The organism is Devosia elaeis, assembly GCF_001650025.1.
Taxonomy (GTDB): Bacteria; Pseudomonadota; Alphaproteobacteria; order Rhizobiales; family Devosiaceae; genus Devosia; species Devosia elaeis.
The window spans coordinates 55,818-80,870 of record NZ_LVVY01000094.1 but is presented as its reverse complement, the minus strand read 5'-3'; the positions used below and the strand labels follow the sequence as shown (position 1 = coordinate 80,870).

At 65.0% G+C, this 25,053-nt stretch carries 24 protein-coding genes and 1 tRNA gene; 15 read left to right on the top strand and 10 right to left on the bottom strand.

The window, feature by feature from the left end:
• Positions 1–108 precede the first annotated feature (108 nt).
• From coaD to A3840_RS19740, 6 genes are all read left to right on the top strand, one after another.
• A complete protein-coding gene (gene coaD, locus A3840_RS13035) occupies positions 109–603 on the top strand; it encodes a pantetheine-phosphate adenylyltransferase (RefSeq protein WP_067457435.1) in 495 nt (164 codons plus the stop codon).
• Positions 600–1,184: a peptidylprolyl isomerase gene (locus A3840_RS13030; protein WP_165603184.1), complete on the top strand. Its 585-nt coding sequence runs from the start codon at positions 600–602 to the stop codon at positions 1,182–1,184. The genes coaD and A3840_RS13030 overlap by 4 nt, the downstream gene beginning before the upstream one ends.
• A 94-nt stretch (positions 1,185–1,278) precedes the next feature.
• Positions 1,279–1,791 carry a peptidylprolyl isomerase gene (locus A3840_RS13025; RefSeq protein ID WP_067457432.1) on the top strand — a complete coding sequence of 171 codons (513 nt, stop codon included), beginning with the start codon at positions 1,279–1,281 and terminating at the stop codon, positions 1,789–1,791.
• On the top strand, positions 1,781–2,176 hold the full coding sequence (locus tag A3840_RS13020) for a hypothetical protein (protein ID WP_131798324.1): 396 nt from the start codon (positions 1,781–1,783) through the stop codon (positions 2,174–2,176). The genes A3840_RS13025 and A3840_RS13020 overlap by 11 nt, the downstream gene beginning before the upstream one ends.
• A 36-nt stretch (positions 2,177–2,212) precedes the next feature.
• Positions 2,213–3,292, top strand: a complete 1,080-nt coding sequence (queA, locus tag A3840_RS13015; RefSeq protein ID WP_067457426.1) for a tRNA preQ1(34) S-adenosylmethionine ribosyltransferase-isomerase QueA — start codon at positions 2,213–2,215, stop codon at positions 3,290–3,292.
• Positions 3,289–3,918: an exopolysaccharide biosynthesis protein gene (locus A3840_RS19740; protein ID WP_067457423.1), complete on the top strand. Its 630-nt coding sequence runs from the start codon at positions 3,289–3,291 to the stop codon at positions 3,916–3,918. The genes queA and A3840_RS19740 overlap by 4 nt, the downstream gene beginning before the upstream one ends.
• 10 nt (positions 3,919–3,928) lie before the next feature.
• On the opposite strand, the gene A3840_RS13005 is transcribed toward A3840_RS19740, so the two are convergent.
• Positions 3,929–4,363 (bottom strand): hypothetical protein, encoded by a 435-nt coding sequence (locus A3840_RS13005; RefSeq protein ID WP_082903876.1) that lies wholly within the window; start codon positions 4,361–4,363, stop codon positions 3,929–3,931.
• A 127-nt stretch (positions 4,364–4,490) separates the two neighbouring features.
• Between A3840_RS13005 and tgt the strand changes: the two genes are divergently transcribed.
• The 3 genes from tgt to map are packed head-to-tail and all read left to right on the top strand — an operon-like array spanning position 4,491 to position 8,030.
• Positions 4,491–5,618, top strand: a complete 1,128-nt coding sequence (tgt, locus tag A3840_RS13000) for a tRNA guanosine(34) transglycosylase Tgt (protein ID WP_067457421.1) — start codon at positions 4,491–4,493, stop codon at positions 5,616–5,618.
• 11 nt (positions 5,619–5,629) lie between these two features.
• On the top strand, positions 5,630–7,270 hold the full coding sequence (pgi, locus tag A3840_RS12995) for a glucose-6-phosphate isomerase (protein WP_067457450.1): 1,641 nt from the start codon (positions 5,630–5,632) through the stop codon (positions 7,268–7,270).
• Positions 7,271–7,274: 4 nt separating this feature from the next.
• The gene (gene map / locus A3840_RS12990; RefSeq protein ID WP_067457417.1) at positions 7,275–8,030 is read left to right on the top strand and encodes a type I methionyl aminopeptidase; all 756 of its coding nucleotides are present in this window, start codon (positions 7,275–7,277) and stop codon (positions 8,028–8,030) included.
• Between the two features lie 24 nt (positions 8,031–8,054).
• Here the strand turns inward: map and A3840_RS12985 are convergent, their stop codons facing one another.
• From A3840_RS12985 to A3840_RS12975, 4 genes are all read right to left on the bottom strand, one after another.
• The gene (locus A3840_RS12985) at positions 8,055–8,582 is read right to left on the bottom strand and encodes a hypothetical protein (protein ID WP_067457414.1); all 528 of its coding nucleotides are present in this window, start codon (positions 8,580–8,582) and stop codon (positions 8,055–8,057) included.
• 54 nt (positions 8,583–8,636) lie between these two features.
• Entirely contained in the window at positions 8,637–8,801 is a 165-nt protein-coding gene (locus tag A3840_RS19735; protein WP_165603183.1) for a hypothetical protein, read from the bottom strand.
• A gap of 39 nt (positions 8,802–8,840) precedes the next feature.
• Positions 8,841–8,915 (bottom strand) — tRNA-Lys (locus A3840_RS12980).
• A 121-nt stretch (positions 8,916–9,036) separates the two neighbouring features.
• Complete coding sequence (locus tag A3840_RS12975) at positions 9,037–9,807, bottom strand: hypothetical protein (protein WP_131798322.1); 771 nt, start codon at positions 9,805–9,807, stop codon at positions 9,037–9,039.
• 141 nt (positions 9,808–9,948) lie between these two features.
• Here A3840_RS12975 and glmU point away from each other — a divergent pair, with 141 nt between their 5' ends.
• Entirely contained in the window at positions 9,949–11,301 is a 1,353-nt protein-coding gene (gene glmU / locus A3840_RS12970; protein WP_067457408.1) for a bifunctional UDP-N-acetylglucosamine diphosphorylase/glucosamine-1-phosphate N-acetyltransferase GlmU, read from the top strand.
• Between the two features lies 1 nt (position 11,302).
• The gene (gene glmS / locus A3840_RS12965; protein WP_067457405.1) at positions 11,303–13,129 is read left to right on the top strand and encodes a glutamine--fructose-6-phosphate transaminase (isomerizing); all 1,827 of its coding nucleotides are present in this window, start codon (positions 11,303–11,305) and stop codon (positions 13,127–13,129) included.
• Between the two features lie 147 nt (positions 13,130–13,276).
• On the opposite strand, the gene recG is transcribed toward glmS, so the two are convergent.
• Positions 13,277–15,385, bottom strand: a complete 2,109-nt coding sequence (recG, locus tag A3840_RS12960; protein ID WP_067457402.1) for an ATP-dependent DNA helicase RecG — start codon at positions 15,383–15,385, stop codon at positions 13,277–13,279.
• 81 nt (positions 15,386–15,466) lie between these two features.
• Here recG and A3840_RS12955 point away from each other — a divergent pair, with 81 nt between their 5' ends.
• The gene (locus tag A3840_RS12955) at positions 15,467–16,447 is read left to right on the top strand and encodes a LysR family transcriptional regulator (protein WP_067457399.1); all 981 of its coding nucleotides are present in this window, start codon (positions 15,467–15,469) and stop codon (positions 16,445–16,447) included.
• On the opposite strand, the gene A3840_RS12950 is transcribed toward A3840_RS12955, so the two are convergent.
• Positions 16,393–17,319 (bottom strand): SDR family NAD(P)-dependent oxidoreductase, encoded by a 927-nt coding sequence (locus tag A3840_RS12950; protein WP_067457396.1) that lies wholly within the window; start codon positions 17,317–17,319, stop codon positions 16,393–16,395. The two genes, A3840_RS12955 and A3840_RS12950, sit on opposite strands and share 55 nt — an antisense overlap.
• Positions 17,320–17,944: 625 nt before the next feature.
• Here A3840_RS12950 and A3840_RS12945 point away from each other — a divergent pair.
• The 3 genes from A3840_RS12945 (at position 17,945) to A3840_RS12935 (ending at position 22,598) form a co-directional block, all read left to right on the top strand.
• Positions 17,945–18,223 (top strand): FAD assembly factor SdhE, encoded by a 279-nt coding sequence (locus A3840_RS12945; protein ID WP_067457393.1) that lies wholly within the window; start codon positions 17,945–17,947, stop codon positions 18,221–18,223.
• Positions 18,220–21,708: a transcription-repair coupling factor gene (mfd, locus tag A3840_RS12940; RefSeq protein ID WP_067457390.1), complete on the top strand. Its 3,489-nt coding sequence runs from the start codon at positions 18,220–18,222 to the stop codon at positions 21,706–21,708. Before A3840_RS12945 ends, mfd begins: the two co-directional genes overlap by 4 nt.
• 146 nt (positions 21,709–21,854) lie before the next feature.
• Entirely contained in the window at positions 21,855–22,598 is a 744-nt protein-coding gene (locus A3840_RS12935) for an invasion associated locus B family protein (protein ID WP_131798321.1), read from the top strand.
• Between the two features lie 248 nt (positions 22,599–22,846).
• Here A3840_RS12935 and A3840_RS12930 read toward each other — a convergent pair whose 3' ends face one another.
• From A3840_RS12930 to A3840_RS12920, 3 genes are read right to left on the bottom strand one after another with little or no spacing between them, the layout of a single operon-like run.
• Positions 22,847–24,004, bottom strand: coding sequence for an FAD-dependent monooxygenase (locus A3840_RS12930; protein WP_067457384.1), 1,158 nt, complete (start codon positions 24,002–24,004; stop codon positions 22,847–22,849).
• A complete protein-coding gene (locus A3840_RS12925) occupies positions 24,001–24,471 on the bottom strand; it encodes a DUF6691 family protein (protein WP_067457381.1) in 471 nt (156 codons plus the stop codon). The genes A3840_RS12930 and A3840_RS12925 overlap by 4 nt, the downstream gene beginning before the upstream one ends.
• The gene (locus tag A3840_RS12920) at positions 24,471–24,923 is read right to left on the bottom strand and encodes a YeeE/YedE family protein (protein WP_067457378.1); all 453 of its coding nucleotides are present in this window, start codon (positions 24,921–24,923) and stop codon (positions 24,471–24,473) included. The genes A3840_RS12925 and A3840_RS12920 overlap by 1 nt, the downstream gene beginning before the upstream one ends.
• Positions 24,924–25,053: the final 130 nt, after the last annotated feature.

Below are 25,053 nucleotides of genomic sequence, written 5' to 3'. Positions count from 1 at the left end.
CGACGTCTCGAACCCGGAGGTTTTTATGCCGTCCGGCGCTTCGGCATGTGCGCTTGCCAAATCGTGGGGGGCCGTGACAAAACCGGGGCAACAAGAAGGGGGAAGAGCATGAGCGGTCTGGTGGGGTTCTATCCCGGTTCGTTCGATCCGCTGACCAATGGCCATCTCGACGTGATCGAGCGGGCCTGCAAGCTGGTCGATATCCTGGTCGTGGCCGTCGGCATCAGCGCGACCAAGAAGAACCCGCTCTTTTCCCACGAAGATCGGGTCGCCATTCTCAATCAGGTGCTGCCGGCCATCGGCGCGCGCACCCAGACGACGTTCCGGATCGTCGATTTCTCCGGGCTGATGGTCAATGCGGCGCGGGAAAATGGCGCGCGACTGATCATTCGCGGCCTGCGCGACACCACCGACTACAATTACGAGATGCAGATGGTGGGCATGAACGCGCAGATGGCGCCGGACCTGCAGACCGTGTTCCTGCCCTCCAGCCCGCCAGTGCGGCATATCTCGGCCACATTGGTGCGGCAGATCGCTGAAATGGGCGGGGATATTTCCGCCTTCGTCCCGCCAATCGTTCTCAAGGCCCTGCAACAGAAATGACCAAGATGAACCGCCGCACTTTCGCCGCTCTCGCCCTGGGTGCGACCCTGTTCGCCGCGCCCGCTTTCGCGCAGGACGGCAATCCGCACCTGATCCTGACGCTGGAGGACGGGGTGGTGGATATCGAATTGCTACCCGCAATCGCGCCCAAGCATGTGGAGCGGATCGTGACGCTGACCGAAGAGGGGCTTTACAATGGCGTGGTGTTCCACCGCGTCATCGACGGCTTCATGGCCCAGACCGGCGACGTGCGGAACGGCAATGCCGACAGCCCGAACTACAATCTGCAGATGGCGGGCACCGGCGGCTCCGAGCTGCCCAATGTCGAGGCCGAGTTCAATTCCGAGAGCTTCCAGCGGGGCGCGGTCGGCGCGGCGCGGTCCTCGGACCCGAATTCGTTCAATTCGCAATTCTTCATCACCACGGCCGATGCCAGTTTCCTCGATGGCCAATATACCGTGTTCGGCAAGGTCGTTTCCGGCATGGAAGCGGTCGATGCGCTGGAAAAGGGGCCGCAGGAGCAGAATGGCGCCGTGGCCAATCCCGACCGGATCGTCAGCGCCACGATCGAATACAAGTAATCGAATACAACTAAGCGCGGGGCAGGGGCGTCTTGCGCCTCTTGCCCATTCAGCCTAAATCCGGCCCACAAATCTCAAAGCGAAAGAGACCGTCATGGCCTATTCCGATCCCGAAAACACCCTCGTCATCGAAACCACCAAGGGCAAGGTGGTCATCGCCATGAAGCCCGAAGTGGCGCCCGGCCATGTCGAGCATATCAAGAAGCTGGCGCGCGAAGGCGCCTATGACGGGGTGGTGTTTCACCGGGTGATCGACGGCTTCATGGCCCAGACGGGCGACGTGAAGTTCGGCAATTCCAATTCGCCCGACTTCAACCCCTCGCGCACCGGCACCGGCGGCTCGAGCTATCCCAACCTCAAGCAGGAATTCAACGAGACCCCGCACAAGCGCGGCACCGCCTCGATGGCCCGCGCGCAGGATCCGAACAGCGCCAATTCGCAGTTCTTCATCTGCTTTGCCGACGCGCCGTTCCTCAATCGCCAATATACCGTGTGGGGCGAAGTGATCGAGGGCATGGACAATGTCGACCAGATCAAGCGCGGCGAGCCGGTCATCAACCCGGACAAGATGGTTTCGGTCAAGGTTGCCGCCGACATTGCGGAATAGACTGGTGCTGGCGGCCCTGGCCGCCAGCCTTTCCACCCCGGCCCTGGCCACGCAGGGCCTGCTGTGCCAGGCCGCCGATGGCGATGCGGAAATTTCCCTATCGCTGGGCACGGCCGGCGGACTCGGCTTTGCCGGCGCCAGCATGGCGGCCGATGGTCGTTCCTGGGTCACCGATCCGGCCTATGGCGAGGGCGAAATCTTCACCTTCGGCCAGGGCATGTCCGATCCCGCCGGCATCCGCATCGATTTCTTCGACGACATCGTCAATGACCGCGTCGCCGAACTCCGCCTCAGCCGTGCGGAAGAGGGCGACGACATCATCCTGGCCGGCACGTTGCGGATCGTCGGTGTCGGCGCCTGGGCATTGTCCTGCCAGGAACAATGATCCGGCGAGCCGGACCCGCCATGCAAGCGAGCGATCATGCGTGTATCCGAATTCGATTTCGAGCTTCCCGAATCCCTGATCGCCCTGCATCCGGCCGAGCCGCGCGACAGCGCGCGGCTTCTGGTGGTGCGGCCGGGTGAAAAGCCGGAGGACCGGCATATTCCGGACCTCCGGACGCTGTTGCGCCCCGGCGATGTGCTGGTCGTCAACGATACCCGCGTCCTGCCCGCCGAACTCCGCGGCATTCGCATTCGCGGCGAGAACCGGGCCGGGGTGTCGTTCAACCTGCATAAGCGGGTGGACGCGAAGACCTGGCGCGCCTTTGCCCGTCCGGCCAAGAAGCTGGCGCTGCTCGATGCGCTCGAATTGGGCAACGGCATCGGCGAGCCGCTGCGCGCCCGGGTGGCGGGGCGGGGCGACACCGGCGAGGTGACGCTGGAATTCGACCTGGGCGGGGCCCAGCTCGACGAGGCCATCAAATCGCATGGCGCCATGCCGCTGCCGCCCTATATCGGGGCCAAGCGGGACGTCGAGGAGCGCGACAAGGTCGATTACCAGACCGTCTATGCCGCCGAGGACGGCGCCGTGGCGGCCCCCACGGCGGGGCTGCATTTCACCGAAAAGCTGCTGCAGGACCTGGCCGACATGGACGTCGCCCTGGAGCGGGTGACGCTGCATGTGGGGGCGGGCACCTTCCTGCCGATGAAGGTGGACGATACCGAAGACCACGTCATGCATTCCGAATGGGGCGAGATCGACCGGGCCACGGTCGAGCGCATCAATGCCCGGCGGGCCGCCGGAGGCAGGGTGGTGGCGGTGGGTACGACCAGCCTGCGGCTGCTCGAAACGGCATCGCGCGCCACCGGCACCTTGCAGCCTTTCATCGGGGATACCGATATCTTCATCACGCCCGGCTTCCACTTCCGGACGGTGGATGTGCTGATGACCAATTTCCACCTGCCCAAATCCACGCTCTTCATGCTGGTCAGCGCCTTTTCGGGGCTCGAGACCATGAAGGCGGCCTATGCCCATGCGATAGAAAACGGTTACCGGTTCTATTCCTACGGGGATTCATCCCTGCTGCACCGGGCGCCGCATCCCGGGGACGCTGCGTGACAGAGGGCCATCGCCCGATAAAAGGCTATGTCAACCGCATCGTCGCGGGCCTGCGCCGGGTGGCGGAGAGCGATGCGCCCCGGCTCACCTTCGAGCGGCTGATCGAGGCCATGGGGGAACATTCCCACCGCCTCCTGATCCTCATGCTGACGCTGCTCAACATGATCCCCGGCCCGCCGGGTTTTGGCGGCACCATTGCCTGGACGACCTTCGCGGTGGCCTTGTTCATGGTGCTGGGGCGGCCGATCCGGCTGCCGGGCATTATCGGGCGGCGGAAATTGCCGCTGGGTCCGTTGCTCAAGGCCAGCGAGCAGGTGGCGAAGGTGACGGCGATCATTGCGCGCTTCTCCCGGCCCCGGTTGCGGGGATTGACCGGGGCAGCAGCCACCATTCCCTATGGCATCTTCACCATGCTGGTCAGCGTCTTCATGGTATTGCCGATCCCCTTCATCAACGCCATACCCAATGCCGGCCTCTGCGTTATCGCCTTCGCCATGCTCAATCGCGATGGGCTGGGCGTGCTGATCGGGCTGGTGATCTGCGCCGTGGGGCTGGTGGTCGCCGGTGCCCTGCTCACCGGCGCCTTCCATCTGGGCATGGCCGCCGTCGATGCGGTGGCCGCCTGAGCAGCGGGCGTCAGATGCCCGCCGCGTCGTGCTGAAGCGTGCCGGAAAAGCCGCAGGCGGCGCCGTGATAATAGAGGCAACCGCCCTTTTCCTCGGTCGTCAGCGTTCCGTCCTCGTTGAAGGTGAGGGCGATTTCGCAATAGCGCTGGTTGAGGCCGGTGGCCTCGGCCTTGGGATCGAAATCTTCGTTCTCGACGAAGAAATTGCCGCCCTCGCTGGACAGGATCACTTCGCCATCCACCCCGCCGGCACAGCCGCCGCCCATGTCGGAAATCGGCACGATTGTATTGATGGAGATCGCATAGATATCGTTCTGGACATGGGTGAGATCAAGGGTGATTTCGCCCTCGCCATCGCCGAACCAGTGGCCCTGATGCTCCTGGGCAAGCGTGGGAGCGGCGCCGAGGGCGGAAACGAGCAGCGCGGCAAGGAGGGGACGAAACATTCAAGCACCTCTGATTCAATGAGAATTGTCCAATAGCATGCTTCGTGAGCAAGAATGGCGGAATTGGGGTCGCGGCCAGCCGCCAGGGACATTGTCGGCGGCGCGGCGAACGGCTAGAACCCGCGCCATGAAACAGGTCAACTTCTCCCTCATCGCCAGTGACGGCATGGCCCGCCGCGGCCGCATCGATACGCCGCGCGGCGAGATCAATACGCCCGCCTTCATGCCCGTGGGCACGGCCGGAACGGTCAAGGCCATGTATCCCGAACAAGTGCGGGAAACCGGCGCCGACATCCTGCTCGGCAATACCTATCACCTGATGCTGCGCCCCGGCGCCGAGCGGGTGGCGGGCTTGGGCGGATTGCACACTTTCATGGATTGGCAGCGCCCGATCCTCACCGATAGCGGCGGCTTCCAGGTGATGTCGCTGGCCAAGCTGCGCAAGCTCACCGAAAAGGGCGTCACCTTCAAATCCCATATCGACGGATCGAGCCACGAGCTGACGCCGGAACGGTCCATCGAAATCCAGACCCTGCTTGACAGCGACATCATCATGCAACTCGATGAATGCATCGCGCTGCCGGCCGAGCGCAAGGAGATGGAGCGGGCGATGGAATTGTCGCTGCGCTGGGCCGACCGCTCCAAGACCGCGTTCAACAATCAGGCCAATCGCGCCCTCTTCGGCATCGTGCAGGGCGGCGACGATCCCGAATTGCGGGCTCGCTCGGCAGCGGGCCTGCAATCGATCGGGTTCGACGGCTATTCCATTGGCGGGTTGGCCGTGGGCGAGCCGCAGGAGGTGATGTTCCGTGTCCTCTCCGACATCACGCCGGAACTGCCCTGGGACCGGCCGCGCTATCTGATGGGCGTCGGCAAACCCGACGATATCCTGGGTGGCATCGAACGCGGCGTCGATATGTTCGATTGCGTGCATCCCACCCGCGCGGGCCGGCATGGCCACGCCTATACGCGCTTCGGCGTCATCAACCTGAAAAATGCGCGGCATAAGGACGATCACCGGCCGCTCGACGAGGCTTCGCCCAATCCGAATTGCCGGCGCTGGAGCCGCGCCTATCTTCATCATCTGGTCAGGACGGAGGAGATTTTGGGCGCCATGGTGCTTTCGCAGATCAACCTGGCCTATTATCAAGAACTGACCGCCGGTGCCCGAGCGGCCATCGAAGCGGGCCGGATCAGTGATTTCGCGGCGGAGACGCGGGCGGCATGGGCCGCCGGCGACCTGCCGGTTCTGTAGAGGAAAAGAATATGGCCAAGGGGTCGAAGGATTCCGGTTTCAACGCGCTCAGCAAGCATCGCAAGCGCCTGAGCGAGACCAGTATGCGTGAGATGTTCGCCCAGGATTCCGGGCGCTTCGAGCGTTTCTCGGCCAGCGGCGCGGGCATTTTGCTCGACTATTCCAAGAACCGGATCGACGCCGATGCGCTCGCCGCCTTGTTCGACTTGGCGCGGGCCGCCGGGGTCGAGGAGCGCCGCACGCAGATGTGCGAAGGCGAGCATATCAACATCACCGAAGACCGCGCCGTAATGCATATGGCACTGCGCTATCAGGGCGACCGGCCGGTCACTGTGGATGGCGGGGATGTCATGCCCGATGTGCGGGGCGTGTTGAAGGCCATCGAAAATTACACCAATGCGGTGCGCAGCGGCGATATCCGCGGGCAGGGCGGCGAGCAGTTCACCGATGTGGTCAATATCGGCATTGGCGGTTCCGATCTCGGCCCCGCCATGGTGACGCTGGCGCTCGAGCCCTATACGCGTGCCGACCTGCGGGCCCATTACGTGTCCAATGTCGATGGCGCCCATATCCACGACGTGCTGAAACGCCTCGATCCGAAAAAGACGCTGTTCATCGTCGCGTCCAAGACCTTCACCACCGACGAGACCATGACCAATGCCAATTCGGCGCGGAAATGGATCGCCGATGCGCTGGGCGAAGAGGCTGTGCCGAACCATTTCGCGGCGGTGTCGACCAATATCGAGGCCTGCGCCAGGTTCGGCATCCGCGAGGATCGCATTTTCGGCTTCTGGGACTGGGTGGGTGGCCGCTATTCGGTGTGGTCGGCCATCGGCCTGCCGATCGCGCTGGCGGTCGGCTACGACAATTTCGCCAAGTTTCTGGCCGGCGGCGATGCGATGGACCGGCATTTCCTGGAAACGCCGCTGGAAGACAACCTGCCGGTGATCATGGCGCTGCTGGGTGTGTGGTATCGGAATGTCTGGGGTTTCTCGACCCATGCCGTGCTGCCCTATGACCAGCGCCTCAGCCGCTTCGCGGCCTATCTGCAGCAGCAGGACATGGAATCGAACGGCAAGTCGGTGACGTTGGCGGGCAAGCCGGTCGAATGGTCCACCGGGCCCATCGTCTGGGGCGAGCCGGGCACCAATGGCCAGCACGCCTTCTATCAGCTGATTCACCAGGGCACGGACGTCATTCCCTGCGATTTCCTCATCGCTGCCCGGCCTCATGAGAGCCTGCCGCCGCATCACGACAAGCTGGTGGCCAATGTGCTGGCCCAGTCCGAGGCGCTGATGCTGGGCAAGAGCAAGGACGAGGTGGTGGCCGAGCTCAAGGCGCAGGGGCTCGACAAGGACAGCATCAAGGCCCTGGCGCCGCACAAGGTCTTTCCGGGCAATCGCCCCTCCAACACCCTGTTCTATCCGCAATTGACACCGGAGACGCTGGGCGCGCTCATCGCGCTCTATGAGCACAAGGTGTTCGTGCAGGGCGTGATCTGGAACGTCAATTCCTACGATCAATGGGGCGTGGAACTGGGTAAGCAATTGGCCAAGGCGCTGCTGCCCAAGGTGCAGGGCGAGGCGAGCGGCGAGGGGCATGACAGCTCCACCCAGGGCCTGCTCGCCTATTATCTGGCCAACAAGGCGTAATAACGTGACCATTACCACCGACGAGCAGCTGGAAAAGCTCAAGGCCATCGGCCGCATCTGTGCCGTGGCGCGCGACGCCATGGCCGCTGCGATGCGTCCGGGTATGACGACGATGGAACTGGACGAGATCGGGGCCAAAATCCTGGCGGAGAACGGGGCGCTTTCCGCGCCGATCGTGACCTATGATTTTCCCGGCAATACCTGCATTTCCGTCAACGAGGAAATCGCCCATGGCATTCCGGGCGACCGGGTGCTGCAGGAGGGCGATCTCGTCAATATCGACGTTTCGGCGGTCAAGGACGATGTCTTCGCCGATTGCGGCGCGTCCTTCGTGCTCGGCAAGGGCGATCCGCGGCTGGATGCGCTGTGCCGTGATGGCAAGAAGGCGATGTGGGCGGGCATCCGGGCCACCAGGGCCGGTGCTCCGCTCGCCGATATCGGCACGGCCATCGGCAAGGTGGCCAAGAAGGGCGGCTATACGCTGATCCGCAATCTGGCCAGCCACGGGGTCGGCGACAGCCTGCACGACGAGCCGGGGGAAATCCCCACCTGGCCGGACCGCTCGGAACGCCGCCGGATCGGCAATGGGCTGGTCTTCACCATCGAGCCGTTCCTGTCCATGGGCGGGCAGATGGCCGAGCAGATGTATGAAGGAGACGAGTGGACGCTCACCGCCGAGCCGCTCGCGCCCTGCGTGCAATATGAGCACACCGTGGTAGCAACGCCCCGAGGGGCGGTGGTGGTGACGTTGGCGGCCTGAGGTCTTCGAGAGAACTGCGGACTTCTAAAACCAGATCAGCAACAGCGGGCCGAGCACGATGGCCGCTACGCCTACTACAAACCGCAGATTGCCCAAGCGGCGCAGCGCCGGCACGCTCAGGGCCGTGGACAGGACCAGAAAGCCGATCAGTGCGATCAGGGCCGGCAGCAGCGGGTTGAGGTTGAGCGCGGCGTTCTCGGTCAATTGCAGATAGACCATATGGCCGCCGGCAAAGCCGAGCAGCGCCATGATCACCACGGTGACCGCCTTGGCGGCGATGATCAGTGCCATGTCGATCGTGTTGCTGGTCAGCAGCAGCGCCAGGCCGGAAGCGGTGACATGCACGGCGGCGAGGGTGGCGAAGACCCCGTTGCTCACCAGGATCGGTACCAGTTCAGGCGGGGCGTTGAGTGGCAGGGAGCCGATCATCGGCAGATTGGCGCCATATTGGGCCAAGAGCAGGATGATATAGAGCATGACCAGCGTGCCGCCGGCAAAGACCAGCAGCGTTACCGCGAGAACCTTGAGCAGGTCGGTGGTATCCTGTGACATAAATTCCCCTGCGCCGAAGCCATCCAGGCCGATATTACGGGAAGGCGGTGATTCTCAAACGCGAATGCGCGGCGGGGCCGGGTTGCCGGTCTGCGTGAGGGGCTGGCCGTGTCGCGGCGCCAGCCTGATCCGCACCGGCTTGCGGAATTCCTCCGACAACTCGGCGGCATCGGCGCGGTAATCGAGCTCGGCATAGGGATCAATCGAGGATTGCGGCATGGCTGGCGCTGCTGTCGGAAAAGCCGCTGAACGGGAAAGTGGTACGCCGGGCGGGGGTCGAACCCGCGACCATTCGATTAAAAGTCGAATGCTCTACCACTGAGCTACCGGCGCATGTCTTATGTGACGCATCAAGAAATTCCGGGTTTCGGCTCGATGCTCGATGACGCCGTTTGGCGTTGGCGCGGAACATAACCGGACTTCTTCGCCTGTCAACCGCCTTTAGCGCGCTGTTCTAGGGGTTCTGCGCCAGAGGCGCGCCGTCATAGGGCATGGGCTGGCAGGCGATGGAAACACGTTCGAAACGCTCGCACAGCGTGCGCGCCTCCGCCAGGGCGGCCACGGGGCCGACAATGATGCGCCGGCCCGCGCCATCGGTCTCCTCGGCCAGCAATGGCGCCATGCCCAGAAGCAGCGGCCCCAGCTTGAGGCTCAGGTCGGTCCACAGGCCCGGCGCCTGCTCGGCCGAGACCGGGGCGCCGACGGCGACGCCATATTCGGTACTGGTCGAGGGCAGAGCGAGAGGTTGGGGCAGGGGCTGCTCGGGCAGGACTTGCGGCATGGGCGATTGGCGGACCGATACCGAGCCGCCTTCGGCCTCGAAGGAAAACGCGCCATTTTCGCCGATGGATGCGGTGGTGTTGTCCCGATCGACCCGCGCTGTGTCGGTGCTGCGTTCCTCGATCAGGAGCGGGACGCTGCTTTCCAGGGCGCCGACCCGGCGGGTGATCTCTCCGCCGGATCTCTCCTGTAGGGCGAAACGGCTGCGCAACAATTCGCTCTCGCGGCCCAAGCGAATGGTTTCCGCCCGCAGATTGCGCACCTCGCGTCGCAGCGTCTCGATGGAGGCGCCCGCATTGCGGGGCTGGTGCAGGTTGCTGAGCATGCCTTGCGGCACCATCAAGGCGGCGTTGGAGCCGAACACGGCCAGCCCCGTGCAGGCCAGCGCGACGAGGCCCCAAAGGGTCACATCGGATTGCCGGAACTGCTCAGATGCTTTAGCCACCGGAAAAACCTGCTATGGCGCTGCGAATCGTTTGGCGCACTGGACTGTAGATTGGTCTGTTCGTTATCGGTTCGCCAACTAGTCGCTGCCATAAAATTGTGAAAATGCCGCGGGTAGAACAGGCGGAACGGAGTAAGCTTCATGACAGACCTGCTTTCCATCATTCTCGCAGCCGGCGAGGGGACGCGAATGCGGTCTGCATTGCCCAAAGTATTGCATCCCGTGGCCGGCCTGCCGATCGTGGGGCATGTCGCCCGCGCCGCGCGCGCCGCCGGATCAAACCAGGTGGCGCTGGTGACCGGGCCCCGGCATGGCGCCATCCGAGACGTGGTCTCGGCGCTCGACCCCGATGTCGTGCATTTCGAGCAGGCGGAGGCCAGGGGAACCGGCCACGCCGCATCGATGGCGCGTGATCTCTTCAAGGACGCCCAGGGCTATATCGCCGTGGTCTATGGCGACCATCCGCTACTGCGTGGGCACAATTTCCGCGCCGTGCTCGACCGGCTCGATGCCGGGCTGGATGTGGCGATTCTCGGCTTCGAGCCGGCAGATCCCACGGGCTACGGGCGTTTCATCACCGATGGCGAGCGCCTGCTGGCGATCCGCGAGCACAAGGACGCCAGCGAGGACGAGCGCCGCATCGGGCTGTGCAATGCCTGTATCCTGGCGTTCCGCGCCGAAGTCTTCCGCGATCTAATCGACAAGATCGACACTAATAATGCCCAGGGCGAATATTACCTTACCGATCTCGTGGATCTGGCCAATGCGGCCGGCAAGAAGGTTGGCTATGGCCTGGCGCCGGAAAACGACGTCATGGGCGTCAATGACCGTCGGCAATTGGCGCGGGCGGAAAAGCTGTTCCAGCAGGTGCGCCGCGACGATTTCATGCAGGCTGGGGTCACGCTGCGCGATCCGGACAGCACCTGGTTTTCCTGGGACACCGAAATCGGCAAGGACGTGACCATCTTTCCCAACGTGGTCTTCGGGCCGGGGGTGCGGATTGCCGACAATGTCGAAATCCGCGCCTTTTGCGATATCGAGGACGCGGTGATCGGGACCGGCGCCACCATCGGCCCCTTTGCGCGTATCCGCGGCGGGGCGGAACTGGGTCCCGATGTGCATCTGGGCAATTTCGTCGAGGTCAAGAAATCCAGGATCGGCGCCGGGACCAAGGCCGGACATCTGAGCTATCTGGGCGATGCCGAGATCGGCACCAAGACCAATATCGGGGCCGGGACCATCACCTGCAATTACGACGGCGTGAACAAGGATAAGACGATAATCGGCGACAATGCCTTTATCGGCTCGCACACGTCGCTGGTGGCGCCGGTGAGCATCGGCGACGGGGCCTATACCGCCTCGGGCAGCGTGATCACCGAAGATGTGCCGGCCGATGCGGTGGCGTTCGGCCGGGCGCGGCAGGAAAACAAGCAAGGCTATGCGCCAAAGCTCAAGGAGCGCGCGCTGGCCAAGAAGGCAGCCAAAGGAAAATAGCATGTGCGGGATCGTAGGGATTGTCGGTGACGCGCCGGTGGCCGGCCGCCTCGTGGATGCGCTGAAGCGCCTGGAATATCGCGGTTATGACAGCGCCGGCGTCGCCACGCTGGAAAGCGGCGCCATTGCCCGCCGCCGGGCCGAGGGCAAGCTGGGCAACCTGGCGACCAAGCTCGGCATGGAGCCGCTAGGCGGGCATATCGGCATCGGGCACACCCGCTGGGCCACCCATGGCGCGCCGACCGAGAACAATGCCCATCCCCACGCCACCGAGCGCGTGGCGCTCGTGCATAACGGCATTATCGAGAATTTCCGCGAACTGCTGGCCGACCTGGCCAAGGACGGCTACCTGCCCAAGACGCAGACCGATACGGAATCGGTGGCCCTGTGGGTGACGCGCGAGCTGGACAGGGGCGCCGATCCCGAACTGGCCGTGGCCCGGACGCTCAAGAAGCTCAAGGGCGCCTTTGCGCTGGCGTTCATGTTCAAGGGGCAGGAGAGCCTGCTGATCGCCGCCCGCCACGGCGCGCCGCTGGCCGTGGGCTATGGCACGACCGAGATGTATCTGGGCTCGGATGCCATGGCGCTGGCCCCGTTCACGTCGCGTTTGACCTATCTCGAAGATGGCGATTGGGCGGTGATCACGCCCCAGGGCGTCTCCATTCGCGATGGCCTCGATGCGTTGGTACAGCGCGAACAGCTGGTGTCGCAGACCTCGGCGCTTTTGGTGGACAAGGGCAATCACCGCCATTTCATGGCCAAGGAAATCTACGAGCAGCCGGAAACCATTTCCCACACGCTCAGCCATTACGTGGACATGGGCGCCGAGAAAGTGGCGATCCGCGAGAGCTTGCCCTTTGATTTTACAGAGCTTTCCCGGCTGACCATGAGCGCCTGCGGCACGGCCTATTATGCCGGGGCCATCGCCAAATACTGGTTCGAGCGCTATGCGCGCCTGCCGGTCGATATCGATGTGGCGTCCGAATTCCGCTATCGCGAGCCGCCGATGGAAAAGAACGGGTTGTCGCTGTTCATCTCGCAATCGGGCGAGACGGCCGACACGCTGGCGGCGCTGCGCTATTGCGCGGGGCAGGGGCAGCATGTGGCGAGCCTGGTCAATACGCTCGAATCCACCATTGCCCGGGAATCGGGCGTGGTCTTCCCCATCCTCTGCGGGCCGGAAATCGGGGTGGCCTCGACCAAGGCGCTGACGGCGCAATTGACGGCGCTTGCCAGCCTCTCCATCGCGGCGGGCCGGGCGCGCGACGTCTTGAGCGCGACGCAGGAGGCCGAGTTGGTGCGGGCCCTGACGGCGCTGCCCTCGGCGGTGTCGGCCGCCTTGGGCGCGGAAGAGCAGATCATCGAGATTTCCAAGCGCCTGTCCAAGGCCAAGGACGTGCTCTATCTCGGGCGGGGCGCCATGTTCCCCGTCGCGATGGAAGGGGCGTTAAAGCTAAAGGAAATCAGTTACATACACGCAGAAGGTTATGCGGCAGGTGAGCTAAAGCACGGCCCGATCGCGCTGGTGGACGAGGCCATGCCGGTGATCGTCGTGGCGCCATCGGACGAGTTGGTCGACAAGACGCTGTCCAATATGCAGGAAGTGGCGGCGCGGGGCGGCAAGATCATCCTGATCACCGATGCCGAGGGCGCGGCGACAGTGGGCCATGGCGTGGCCGATATCATCGAAATCCCGCATGTCCATGCCTTCGTCGCGCCTATCCTGGCCACCATTCCGGTGCAATTGCTCGCCTATCACACGGCGGTCTTCATGGGTACGGACGTGGACCAGCCGCGCAATCTGGCGAAATCGGTGACGGTGGAATAGCACGCGCGATCCGGGGCGGGGGTAAGTTCCTGTCGCAATTTCACCAGGGGCCGTCATTGCCCGGCTTGTCCGGGCAATCCAGTTCCGGTGCGGCATGGACCACCCGGACGAGCCGGGTGGTGACGACTGCGGGAGGGACTGGCGCCCTCAACCGGCGCGGATCAACGGAAGCGCCAGGTGTTTCCTGAACAGATACAGGAGCATGCGGGTGGCTTCGCCTTCGGGGCCGGTGAGGCCGGGATTGCGCAAGAGCAGCGCCTTGGCGTCGTCATGAGCGAATTCGAGCAGGTGGCGGTGCACGTCCGGAACGGCCAGGCGATAGCCGGGCATACCGGATTGGCGGGTGCCGAGCAGGTCGCCTTGGCCGCGCAGTTCGAGATCGCGCTCGGCGATGACGAAGCCGTCTTCGGTGGATTTTATCGTTTCGAGCCGGGCCTTGGCGGTTTCGCTAAGTGGTTCTTTATAAAGCAATAAACAGGCGGAGCGTTGCGAGCCGCGACCGACGCGGCCGCGCAATTGGTGCAATTGGGCCAGGCCGAAACGTTCGGCATGTTCGATGATCATGATCGAGGCATTTGGGACGTCGACACCTACTTCGATGACCGTCGTGGCTACCAGAAGCTTGATTTCATTGGCTTTAAACCGGTCCATCACCTCCTGCTTGGCGGCGGCGGACATGCGGCCATGGACCAGGGCGACCTGATTGCCGAAGACTTTTTGCAGCTCGGCGAAGCGGTCTTCGGCGCTGATGACTTCCAGGGTCTCGCTTTCCTCGACCAGGGGACAGACCCAATAGGCCTGGGCGCCTTCGGCAAGGCGGGCCTGAAGACGGGCGATGACGCGGGCATAATCGTTGATGGAAAGAACAGCGGTATCAATGGGTTGGCGCCCGGCCGGCTTCTCCCGCAGCACGCTGACTTCCATGTCGCCGAAATGGGTCAGCACCAGGGTGCGGGGGATGGGGGTGGCGGTCATGACCAGGAGGTCGCTGTGGCGGCCCTTGTCGGTCAGAGCGAGGCGCTGATGGACGCCGAAGCGGTGTTGTTCGTCGACGACGGTGAGGCCCAAGTCCTTGAATTCTATATCGGATTGGAACAGGGCGTGGGTGCCGACGGCGATGGAGATGGAACCGTCGGCCAAACCGGCAAGAATTTTGCGGCGCTCGGCGGCGGGCATCTTGCCGGTGAGCAGGGCGCAGCCGATGCCGGCAGCATCGCAAAGTGGTTTGATGGTCCTAAAGTGTTGGGAGGCCAGCAATTCCGTCGGCGCCATCAGGGCGGATTGGGCGCCGGATTCGGTCATGGCGGCCATGGCCATGAGCGCCACGACGGTCTTGCCGGAGCCGACATCGCCCTGCAGAAGCCGGCTCATCCGGGTCGGTGCCGCAAGGTCCTTAAGGATATCATCGAGGGCACTTTTCTGTCCCTCCGTCATCGAGAACGGTAGCAGACTGTTGACCTTGAGTGTCGCATTTCCGGTGAAAGTGCGCGCAATGCCGCGCTCGGTGACCATGGTGGATCGCACGATCTGCAAGGTGATCTGGCCGGCGAGATATTCGTCATAGGCGAGGCGCTGACGGGCAGGGGCCCAAAGCTCGGCCTCGCCGGGATTGTCCGGCAGGTGGACCATGCGCATGGCCTGGGTGAAGGACGGCCATTTGCGCTGAGCCATTGTAGCGCCATCGATCCATTCGGGGATATCGGGCAGGGCGTCGACGGCCTGGCGGACGAGTTTCGAGAGCGCCTTGGAGGACAGGCCATTGGTGAGCGGATAGACCGGCTCGACCAGGGGCAGGGTGGCGAACTTGTCCGGCTCGACGATGTAGTCGGGATGGGTGATCTGCTTCTCGCCGTTGAAGAAGCCGACCTGCCCGGAAACGTAGCGCTCCTCGCCGACGGGAAGGGCTTTTTCCACCCAGCCGCCCTGGGCGCGGAAGAAGACGAGGCTGATTTCGCCGGTTTCGTCATGGGCGAAGACGCGATGGGGCACATGGGGCTTGCCGCGCGGCGGCGGCTGGTGGCGGTCGATATGGAGGCGGAGGGTGACGACCTGGTTGAGATAGGCCTCGGCAATGCCGACTTGGCGGCGACGATCGACCATGCCGGAGGGCATGTGCATGAGCACGTCGAGCACGATGGCTTCCTGCCCGTCCGGCGCGCCGAAAAACCGGGTCAGCAGCGCGGCCAGCTTGTCGCCGACGCCCTTGACGGTGTGCAGAGAACGGAACAGCGGTTCGAGGGCTTCGGGGCGGGACACGCTCGGGCCTGGGGTTGGGCGGGTTGCGCAGGGGCGGGTGGACTGCCATATCGAGGCGGCCGACAATGTAGATGGGTATAGATGAGCGCCGAAGACGTCAAACCCACGGGTAGCAGCCTGCAACAGGCCGACCTCAACGGGCTGGTGGTGTTCGCGCGGCTGGCCGCGACGCTCAATTTCACCGCCACGGCGCGGGCGCTCGGCCTGTCGCCATCGGCGGTCAGCCAGGCGATCCGGGCGCTGGAAAACCGGGTCGGGGCGACACTGGTGCAGCGCACCACGCGGCAGGTCGGCCTGACGGAAGCGGGCGTGGCGCTGCTGGCCGGGCTCAAGCCGGCTTTGGCGGAAATCGAGGCGGCCATGAACGTGGTCGATACGCTCTCGGGTAGCGTATCGGGCAAGTTGCGGCTCAATGTGCCGCGCGCCGTGGCGCCGATCCTGTGGTCGCAATTGCTGCTGCCTTTCGGGCGGGAGCATCCCGATCTCGAAATCGAGGTTCATGCCAGCGACAGCCTGGACGCGGTGTTTTCCGAAGGATTCGATGCCGGGGTGCGGCTGGGCGACGATCTCGAGCAGGACATGATCGCCTTCCGGCTGACCGAGCCGTTCGCCATCGGCATCTTCGCCAATCCGCAATGGCTGGATCGTGTGGGGCGGCCGGCCGATATCGAGGACCTCGATCCCGCGCTCTGCGTGCAATTCCGCAATTCGCTCGGACAGGTGCGGCCCTGGCGGCTGATGGCGGGCGAGGTGGCGCGGGAAGTGCAGCCGCGCGGCCGGGCCATCGTCGACGATGCGATCTCCAACATGGTCGTGGCGGCCTCAGGCGGCGGATTCGCCTATGGGGCGAGCCCAGTGGCGAGCGAATTGATCCCGCCGGGCACGCTGGAGCCGGTGCTGGCCGAGGCCAGCCTGATGTCGCCGGGCCTCTTTCTCTATTATCCCAGCGCCAAGCGCGCGCTGCCCAAGCTGCGCGCGCTGGTGCGCTTCGTGGAGCAGAAGGGGCGCTACAAGGCGGCGGTCATGCCGCCGTCGACGAAGACGGCCGAGCCGGTGAGATAATTCATATCGTCCGAGCAGAGCGAGAGGGCGGCCAGGGCCATTTCCTCTGCGCTGGCGACCCGCTTGAGGGCATGGACATTCTGCCGGCCCCAGACGCGCAGGCCGGTTTGCCAGACCGCGTCGGGAACGTCGTTCATGTTGGACTGGGTGCGGATCATCGGCGTGTCGGTGGCGCCGGGGCAGATGGCGTTCACGCGGATATTGTCCTCGGCATATTCGAGGGCGGCGGTCTGCACGAGGCCGAGTACCGAGCGTTTCGAGGTATTGTAGGCGGCAAGGCCCGGACGGGCGCCGGCGGCATTGGCCGATGAGGTGACCAGGATCACCCCGCCGCCATTGGCCTGCATCAGGGGCACTTGCGCGCGCATGGCGAGGAAAATCCCCCGCACATTGGTGGTGATGGTGTCGTCCCATTCGGCGATGCCGGTTTCGTGCAGGCGGCGGCTGAAGCTGATGCCGGCATTGTTGAAGGCGATCCGGGGCGGGCCGTAGCGCTCGGCTGCCGCGGTGACGAAGGCGGCGACCGAATCGGGTTCGCGCACATCGGCCTCGATATAGCTGGCCTCGCCGCCGGCCTCGCGAATGGCGGCCTCGACTTCGGCGCCAAGCCGGGTGCGGCGGCCGCAAAAGGCGACATGGGCGCCTTCGGCGGCAAAGGCGATAGCGGCGGCGCGGCCGATACCGGACGTGGCGCCGGTGATGGTGACCGACTTGCCGACGAAACGCCGGCGCTCGCCGGGGATGGCGATGGTTTGAGGATCGGTGGAACCAGTGCCGACGGCCAGCGCGCCGCCGGCGGCGCCGAGCAGGCCGGCTCCGGCAATGGCGGAGCCCAGGAGAAGACGGCGGGACATATTGGGTTGGTCGGACATGGACGCTCCTTGGGATTGGCTGGCCGGCATTTTTGGCGATCTCCGGCGCGGCGATAAGCCGGGGCGGGCTTCATGTGCCGTGAAGCTGGGGTGAAGAATGGGGGCGAGCCAGCAGGTGGTGCCGGGTACTGATATCGGGGCTCCCGCACCCCCTCCCATCCTCCTCGCCTCAAATCTCTCCACCGGAGAGATTTGCCCTGCGGGACGGGTCGGAGCCCGTCAAGGGGGAGGTGCCGCATCCAGTGGGGGGTAGGTTATTGAGGCCACCAATACGTGATTTTTCAGGGTGTCATCCCCGCGAAAGCGGGGACCTCCGTTATCGATACGAGCGCGCAAACAGGGGTTCCCGCTTTCGCGGGAATGACCCCGTGGGTAAGGAAAGCGTCCATCCGTGCGATGCTTTCGGAGACCTCATGGTGAGCCTGTCGAACCACGAGGTCGGGCACGCTACGAGCTGTGTGCCACGACCTCGCCCTTCGACGGGCTCAGGATGAGGTCTACTGGGAACTGGTGAGGTGCTGGGAAATGGTTGGCCTGCCGGAGACCGGATTGAGGGCTGACAAGCGGCATTAACGCGCGTAAGAACACGTCCAAATCGGGAACAAAGTTCAATCATGGGTGTCCAATGACGGCCGGTGAAGACATTGCCATTCGCCGCAAGCGGCTGCGCTATCGCGCCTGGCATCGGGGCACCAAGGAGATGGACCTGATCCTAGGACCCTTTGCCGATGCCAATGTGGAAGGCTATGGCCAGGCGGAACTGGATCGGCTCGAGGCGCTTATGAACGAGGAAGACCCGCCCCTGCTCAAATGGGTGATGGGCCAGGAAGTGCCGCCGGCGCATGTGGACCGGGATTTTCTCGACCGCGTCATCGCCGATCATCAGGCCCGGATAGAAAAATGAACGACCTTTCCGGCATCAATCCGCCCGTCCGCGCCATTTCCAACGTGCCGGACGGCATGCAGCCCATGGTGCTTGCCCGCCTGGTCGAGCAGCGGCTCAAGGATGCCCCGGAAGATGCGGCCAGCCTGGTCTTCGTGGCGCGGGACGGGCGGCGGTTGCAGCGGATGGCCGAGGTGCTGGGGGCGATGCTGCCCGGCCATGCCATATTGACGCTGCCGGCCTGGGATTGCCTGCCCTATGACCGGGTCTCGCCGAACAATGTGACCATCGCGGCGCGGATGAATACGCTGGCGGCGCTGACCGGCGGGGCCAGGGGTGCGATCGTGCTGACGGCGGTGAACGCGCTGATCCAGAAATTGCCGCCGCGCGACCTGGTGGAAACCATGTCGTTCTCGGCGGTGGTCGGGCGCGTGGTGGACAGCGACAAGCTGATGGCCTGGGCGGCCAACAATGGCTATCTGCGCGTGCCGACCGTGCGCGAGAGCGGCGAATTCGCGGTGCGGGGCGGGCTCATCGACCTCTATCCGGCCGGGGCGGAGGCGCCGCTGCGCTTCGATTTCTTCGGCAGCCAGCTCGAATCGATCCGCACCTTCGACCCGGACAGCCAGCGCACGACAGGCAATCTCAAGCGCGTGGACCTGACGCCGATGAGCGAAGTGGTGCTCAACGAGGAGACCATTCGCCGCTTCCGGCAGAACTACACCGCGGCCTTCGGCGGCAATACGGTGGACGACACGCTCTATGCCTCGGTCAGCGGCGGATCGCGCTATTCGGGCACCGAGCATTGGCTGCCCTTCTTCTACGACCATCTCGACCGGCTGGCCGATTACACCGGGGACGCGCCCTTCGTCTTCGACGACCAGGCCAATGAGGCCTATGCCGAGCGCGTCGAGCAGATCTCCGATTATTACGAGGCGCGCGAGGCGGCGCGGCTGGCGCCGGCGGTGGCCGGGGCAGGGGCGCCGTACAAACCGATCAAGCCCGAGCTGCTCTATGACCTCGACGTGGCGCCGGCGGCGCTGGCGGGCGCATCGGTGATCCAGCTTTCGCCGTTCCTGTCGCCGCAGACGGCGCGGGGCGACGATGCCGGCGGACATATCGCGCCCAGCTTCGCGGCGGAACGCGCGGCCTCGGACGTCAACCTGTTCCAGGCGGTGGTGGACCGGCTCCTGGCGGAGCGCCGCGCCGGACGGCGGGCGATCGTTGCCTGCTGGAGCGCGGGAACGCGCGATCGCATGGCGCAGGTGCTCAAGGATCACGGGCTGACCAATCCGCGCCTTGCGGAAAACTGGCGCGACGCCGAGACCACGAGCCCGGCGACGACGTCGCTGGTCGTGCTGCCGCTGGAAACCGGGTTCGAGACCAAGGACCTGCTGGTCCTGTCCGAGCAGGACATTCTGGGCGAACGCATCCTGCGGCCGCAGCGCCGCAAGAAGGCGCAGGACGCGCTGACCGAGGCGGCCTCGCTGGCGGCGGGCGACCTGGTGGTGCATGTCGATCACGGCATCGGACGCTTTGTCGGCCTCAAGGTGATCGAGGCGGGCGGGGCGCCGCATGAATGCGTCGAGCTGCAATATGCCGGCGACACCAAGCTCTACCTGCCGGTGGAGAATATCGAGCTGCTCACGCGCTATGGGTCCGACGATGCATCGGTGGCGCTGGACAAGCTGGGCGGGGTGGCCTGGCAGGCCAAGAAGGGCAAGCTCAAGCAGCGTATCCGCGAAATGGCCGAGCAGCTCATCAAGCTGGCGGCGCAGCGGCTGCTGGTGAAGGCCGATGTGGTGGACCTCAATCCCGGCGCCTATGAGGAATTCGCGGCGCGCTTCCCCTATGAGGAGACCGAGGACCAGTTGACCGCCATCGAGGCGGTGTTCGACGACCTGACCTCGGGCAAGGTGATGGACCGGCTGGTCTGCGGCGACGTGGGCTTCGGCAAGACCGAAGTGGCGCTGCGGGCGGCCTTCGCGGTGGCGCTGAGCGGCAAGCAGGTGGCCGTGGTGGTGCCGACGACGCTGCTGGCGCGGCAGCATTTCAAGACGTTTTCGGAGCGCTTCAAGGGCCTGCCGGTGCGCGTGCGGCACGCTTCGCGCATGGTGCCGGCGGCCGAGCTCAAGGCGACCAAGGACGGGCTGGCCGATGGGCAGGTCGATATCGTGGTGGGCACGCATGCGCTGCTCAGCAAGTCGATCAAGTTCAACGATCTGGGCTTGCTGATCATCGACGAGGAGCAGCATTTCGGGGTGGCGCACAAGGAGCGGCTGAAGGAGCTGAAGTCCAATGTGCACGTGCTGACGCTGACGGCGACGCCGATTCCGCGCACGCTGCAATTGGCGCTGACCGGGGTGCGCGATCTGAGCCTCCTGGCGACGCCGCCGGTGGACCGGCTGACCATCCGCACCTTCATCTCGCCCTTCGATCCGCTGTCGATCCGCGAGGCGCTGCTGCGCGAGAAATATCGCGGCGGGCAGAGCTTCTATGTGGTGCCGCGCATCAAGGACCAGCCCGATATCGCCGAATTCCTGCGTCAGCAGGTGCCGGAGGTGAGCTTCGTCATCGCCAATGGGCAGATGGCGCCGGGCGAGCTCGACGACATCATGAATGCCTTCTACGACAACAAGTTCGACGTGCTGCTGGCGACGACGATCGTGGAATCGGGGCTGGATATTCCGAACGCCAATACGCTGATCGTGCATCGCGCCGACCAGTTCGGGCTGGCGCAATTGTACCAGATCCGCGGCCGCATCGGGCGGAGCAAGCAGCGGGCCTATGCGCTGTTCACCGTGCCGCCTGACAAAAAATTGACCGACACGGCCGAGCGGCGCCTGGGCGTGCTGCAATCGCTGGAAAGCCTGGGGGCAGGGTTCCAGCTGGCCAGCCACGACCTCGATATCCGCGGCGCGGGCAATCTGCTGGGCGACGAGCAATCGGGCCATATCCGCGAGGTGGGCTACGAACTCTACCAGGCAATGCTGGAAGAGGCGGTGGCGGCGCTCAAGAGCGGCGAAGAGGAATACGAGGACCGCAACGAGTGGAGCCCGACCATTTCGCTGGGCATGCCGGTGATGATCCCCGAGCATTACGTGCCGGACCTGACGCTGCGCATGCAGCTCTACCGCAAGCTGGGCGATCTCAACGATATCCGCGACATCGATGCTGCGGGGGCCGAGCTGATCGACCGCTTCGGGCCGCTGCCCGAGGAAGTGGAGGCGCTGCTCAAGGTCATCCTGGTCAAGGCGCTGTGCCGGCAGGCCAATGTCGAAAAGGTCGATGCCGGCCCCAAGGGCGCGGTGATCAGCCTGCGGAACAACGAATTTCCCAATCCGGCGGGCCTGGTGAAGCTGGTGAGCGACCCGGCAAACCAGGTGCGGATCAAGCCCGATCAGAAACTCGTGTTCGTGCGCAATTGGCCCAGTGCCGAACACCGGCTCAAAGGGGCCGCCGCCATCCTCGCAAAGCTCGCCAAACTGGCGGAAAGCGGGGCCTGATGTGGCCGAATGGCGGCACCAAAGTCATAATGTTTTGGCAAGGGTCATCGGTCATGTTATTGCCCGATTTGCGCCCTTGAAGGGCAATTCAGTTTCGCAAGGTGGCGACCGGCCGCCGGACTGCCAAGGAAGGCAAGGATATTTCTATGATCTTCAGCAAGAACCTCGTCGCCGGCGTGGCTGCCGCCACCATGATGATGTCGCCCATCTCTGCCTTTGCCCAGGACGCCGCTCCCGAAGCCCCGGCCGCCGAAGCGCCTGCCGCCGATGCAGCCGGTGAGGGTTCGGCCGTCGAGGAAGTTGCGAACGCGGTCGATAACCTGGCCTCGCAGAACTGGCTCAAGGTCTGCGATCCGCTGCCCGATGGGCAGAAGGCCTGCCTGATGCGCCAGGTGGTGCTGGCCAATGGCCAGTTCCTCGGCTCCTTCCTGCTGCGCGACGATCCGGGCCAGGAAAGCCGCCTGCTGGCCGTTGCCGCCGTGCCGCTCGGGGTCCTGCTGCCGTTCGGCCTGACCTGGCAGATCGACAATGCCAAGCCGGTGCGCGTGCCCTACATGCTGTGTGACACCACTTCGTGCTCCACGCAGCTGGTGATCAACGAGCAATATGTGAACTCGCTCAAGCGCGGCAATACGCTGAAGCTGACCGCCAAGAACCGCCAGAACCAGGACCTGACCATCGACATCAACCTGGCCGGTTTCACCGCCACCTATGATGGCGACGCGGCGCTGACCTTCGAGCAGTTGCAGCAGCAGGAATCGGGCGAGAACGCCCTGGAGCAGGTGCTGCAGGACCGCGCCGAGCAGCTGCGTCAGCAGCTCACCACCGAAGGCGAAGCTGCCCCGGCCCCGGCCGAAGGCGAAGCCCCCGCGGCGCCGCCGGCTCAGTAACGAGCAACCGATTTAGAGTTTCGAGACGGGCGCGGGGAACCGCGCCCGTTTTGTTTTGGGGCGATTTGTTATGCGGAAGGGGCGGGACGCTCCGCCGCTAGAAGGCTCAGGGGGCTGAGGAGACCTCATGGTGAGCTTGTCGAACCACGAGGTCGAGAACGCTGATGCTCGGCTGCACCCGACCTCGTCCTTCGACAGGCTCAGGATGAGGTTTTCGGGACAAAGGCAGACGGCTTGGGTTCTTGCCCCTACCGCGCGCCCATGCCGATGGAGAAGGCCTGTTTGCGCAGGGCGGGGAGGAGTTTGAGGGCCCAGAGGCCGCCGGCGCGCAGGGTCTGGCTGGGGAGCATGTCGGCCAGGAGCGAGCGGAACAGGGTATCGACCACGGTGCCGGTGCGCGCCAGGTCGCCGGCGCGGCGCGCGGCATAGTCGCGGCTGGCGGCAAGGCCCCAATCGGGCCGGGAGCGGCCGGTCGCCGCGACGATTTCGACCAGGTCGGCGACATCGCGGAGGCCCAGATTGAGCCCCTGGGCGCCGATGGGCGGGAAGGCATGGGCCGATTCCCCCACCAGGGCCGCGCCGTCGCGGCCGGCCGTGGCGACGCTGAGCGTGCTCAACGGGAAGATGAAGCTGGGCGAGACCAGCTCGATCGCGCCGAAAAGGCGCTGGGATTTTTCCAGGAGGGCGGGGAGGAGGGTTTCGGCCCCGCCGGCCTGGGCCTGGCGCAGGATGTGCTCCTCGTCGATCCAGACCAGATTGGCCCTGTTTGCGCCCGCGGGCACCAGGGTGAACGGGCCGTTGGGATAGTGGAACTCGATCGAGGTGCCGCCGATGGGGCGGGCCAGCTCCAGGTCGCAGACCAGGGCGGATTGGGCGAAGGCATGTTCGCGCGTGCCGATGCCGGCCCGGGTGCGGATCAGCGACTTCTTGCCGTCGGCGCCCACGATCAGGGGAGCACGCAGCATGGTGCCATCGGCCAGGGTGACGGCGCCGACATCGCCCTGGCGGGCATAATCGGTTACCGGCTGGTTGCGGGTGTCGATGCCGCCGGCCGGCGCGGCGGCCTGGAAACGGTCGAGCAGCACGGCATTGGCGAAATTCCAGCCAAAGGCGGGAAGGCCGATTTCGGCGGCCTCGAACAGGGTTTCGGGAGCGCGGATGAGGCGCGGAGTTGCGTCGATGATGCGGATGGCGGTGAGCGCGTGGCCGATGGCCGACGGATCCTCGACCAGGCCGCTGCGGCGCAGGAAATCGACGCTGGGCATCATCAGTGCCGAGGTGCGCCGGTCGGGCGGGGCGGCAGGGGCCAGGTGGATGATGGAGAGACCCAGCCGGGCCAGGCCGGCGGCGGCGGCCAGGCCGGCAAGCCCGCCGCCGACCACGATGATGTCGGCGTCCGGCTTCATGCCACGGCCTCCTCGGGGCGGCGCTGGCTCCCACCGGGAGAAAGCAGGCCGCCGGCCAGGGAGCCGACGAACATGGCGACGAGGAAGAACCAGAGCCCGTCGGGCTGGAAGGCGATCAGCGAGATGGCCGGGCCGGGGCAGATGCCCGACATGCCCCAGCCGATGCCGAACAGGGCCGCGCCGCCGACGAGGCGGGCATCGATCTGCTTCTGGCCCGGCTCATGAAAGCTGGTGTCGAAAAGCGGCGCCTGCCGGGTCTTGCCGATGCGCAGCGCGACGAACATGACGAGGATGGCCGGAACGATGACAAAGGCCAGGCTCGGGTCCCAGCCACCGGCGGGAATGGCGGTGAAATCGAGAAAGCGCAGGACTTTCAGCGGATCGACCATCTGCGAGACATAGAGGCCGGCCCCGAACAGGGCGCCGCTGAGCGCGGCCGTGGCGAAATAGGGGAGGCGCAGAGACATCAGACGATCCCCGTGACGGTGACGGTGAGGATGGCCACCGAGAAGAAGACCAGCACGGCGACCAGCGAACGCGGCGACAGGCGCGCCAGCCCGCAGACGCCGTGGCCCGAGGTGCAGCCATTGCCGATGCGGGTGCCGAAACCGGTGAGCAGGCCGGCAATGACCAGCCAGACGGGCATGGGCACGGCCCAGCCCTCAGGTGGCGGCGCCAGGCGCGAGGGCTCGACGCCGCCGGCGCCCAATTGCGGGAACAGGCGGGCGCTGGCCCAGGCGGCGGCAATCAGGGCAGTGAGAAAGATCAGACGCCAGAGCATGGCCCGGCCGGGGGGCAGGAGATGGCCGAATATGCCGGCAATGCCGGCGATGCGGCCATTGCCCAGCCACAGCACGGCGGCGGCCAGGCCAATAAGGACGCCGCCGAGGGAAGCGGTGAGCGGAGAGAAGGATTCCATCGGAAAACTCGCTGATCTTTGGAACCGGAGTTTAGCATCGGCCATTGCCGCGTTACCAGCGCGACACGAGGCAGCATCATCCCGATGGCCAGGTGTCGCCCCAATCTTTCCGCTGGCATCGCACGGAAAA

What these genes read in the sequence shown, in the direction of transcription:
- coaD (WP_067457435.1), top strand. Translation starts at nt 109, where the DNA reads ATGAGCGGTCTGGTGGGGTTCTATCCCGGTTCGTTCGATCCGCTGACC.
- A3840_RS13030 (WP_165603184.1), top strand. Translation starts at nt 600, where the DNA reads ATGACCAAGATGAACCGCCGCACTTTCGCCGCTCTCGCCCTGGGTGCG.
- A3840_RS13025 (WP_067457432.1), top strand. Translation starts at nt 1,279, where the DNA reads ATGGCCTATTCCGATCCCGAAAACACCCTCGTCATCGAAACCACCAAG.
- queA (WP_067457426.1), top strand. Translation starts at nt 2,213, where the DNA reads ATGCGTGTATCCGAATTCGATTTCGAGCTTCCCGAATCCCTGATCGCC.
- A3840_RS13005 (WP_082903876.1), bottom strand. Translation starts at nt 4,363, where the DNA reads ATGTTTCGTCCCCTCCTTGCCGCGCTGCTCGTTTCCGCCCTCGGCGCC.
- tgt (WP_067457421.1), top strand. Translation starts at nt 4,491, where the DNA reads ATGAAACAGGTCAACTTCTCCCTCATCGCCAGTGACGGCATGGCCCGC.
- pgi (WP_067457450.1), top strand. Translation starts at nt 5,630, where the DNA reads ATGGCCAAGGGGTCGAAGGATTCCGGTTTCAACGCGCTCAGCAAGCAT.
- A3840_RS12985 (WP_067457414.1), bottom strand. Translation starts at nt 8,582, where the DNA reads ATGTCACAGGATACCACCGACCTGCTCAAGGTTCTCGCGGTAACGCTG.
- A3840_RS19735 (WP_165603183.1), bottom strand. Translation starts at nt 8,801, where the DNA reads ATGCCGCAATCCTCGATTGATCCCTATGCCGAGCTCGATTACCGCGCC.
- glmU (WP_067457408.1), top strand. Translation starts at nt 9,949, where the DNA reads ATGACAGACCTGCTTTCCATCATTCTCGCAGCCGGCGAGGGGACGCGA.
- glmS (WP_067457405.1), top strand. Translation starts at nt 11,303, where the DNA reads ATGTGCGGGATCGTAGGGATTGTCGGTGACGCGCCGGTGGCCGGCCGC.
- A3840_RS12955 (WP_067457399.1), top strand. Translation starts at nt 15,467, where the DNA reads ATGAGCGCCGAAGACGTCAAACCCACGGGTAGCAGCCTGCAACAGGCC.
- A3840_RS12950 (WP_067457396.1), bottom strand. Translation starts at nt 17,319, where the DNA reads ATGTCCGACCAACCCAATATGTCCCGCCGTCTTCTCCTGGGCTCCGCC.
- A3840_RS12945 (WP_067457393.1), top strand. Translation starts at nt 17,945, where the DNA reads ATGACGGCCGGTGAAGACATTGCCATTCGCCGCAAGCGGCTGCGCTAT.
- mfd (WP_067457390.1), top strand. Translation starts at nt 18,220, where the DNA reads ATGAACGACCTTTCCGGCATCAATCCGCCCGTCCGCGCCATTTCCAAC.
- A3840_RS12935 (WP_131798321.1), top strand. Translation starts at nt 21,855, where the DNA reads ATGATCTTCAGCAAGAACCTCGTCGCCGGCGTGGCTGCCGCCACCATG.
- A3840_RS12930 (WP_067457384.1), bottom strand. Translation starts at nt 24,004, where the DNA reads ATGAAGCCGGACGCCGACATCATCGTGGTCGGCGGCGGGCTTGCCGGC.
- A3840_RS12925 (WP_067457381.1), bottom strand. Translation starts at nt 24,471, where the DNA reads ATGTCTCTGCGCCTCCCCTATTTCGCCACGGCCGCGCTCAGCGGCGCC.
- A3840_RS12920 (WP_067457378.1), bottom strand. Translation starts at nt 24,923, where the DNA reads ATGGAATCCTTCTCTCCGCTCACCGCTTCCCTCGGCGGCGTCCTTATT.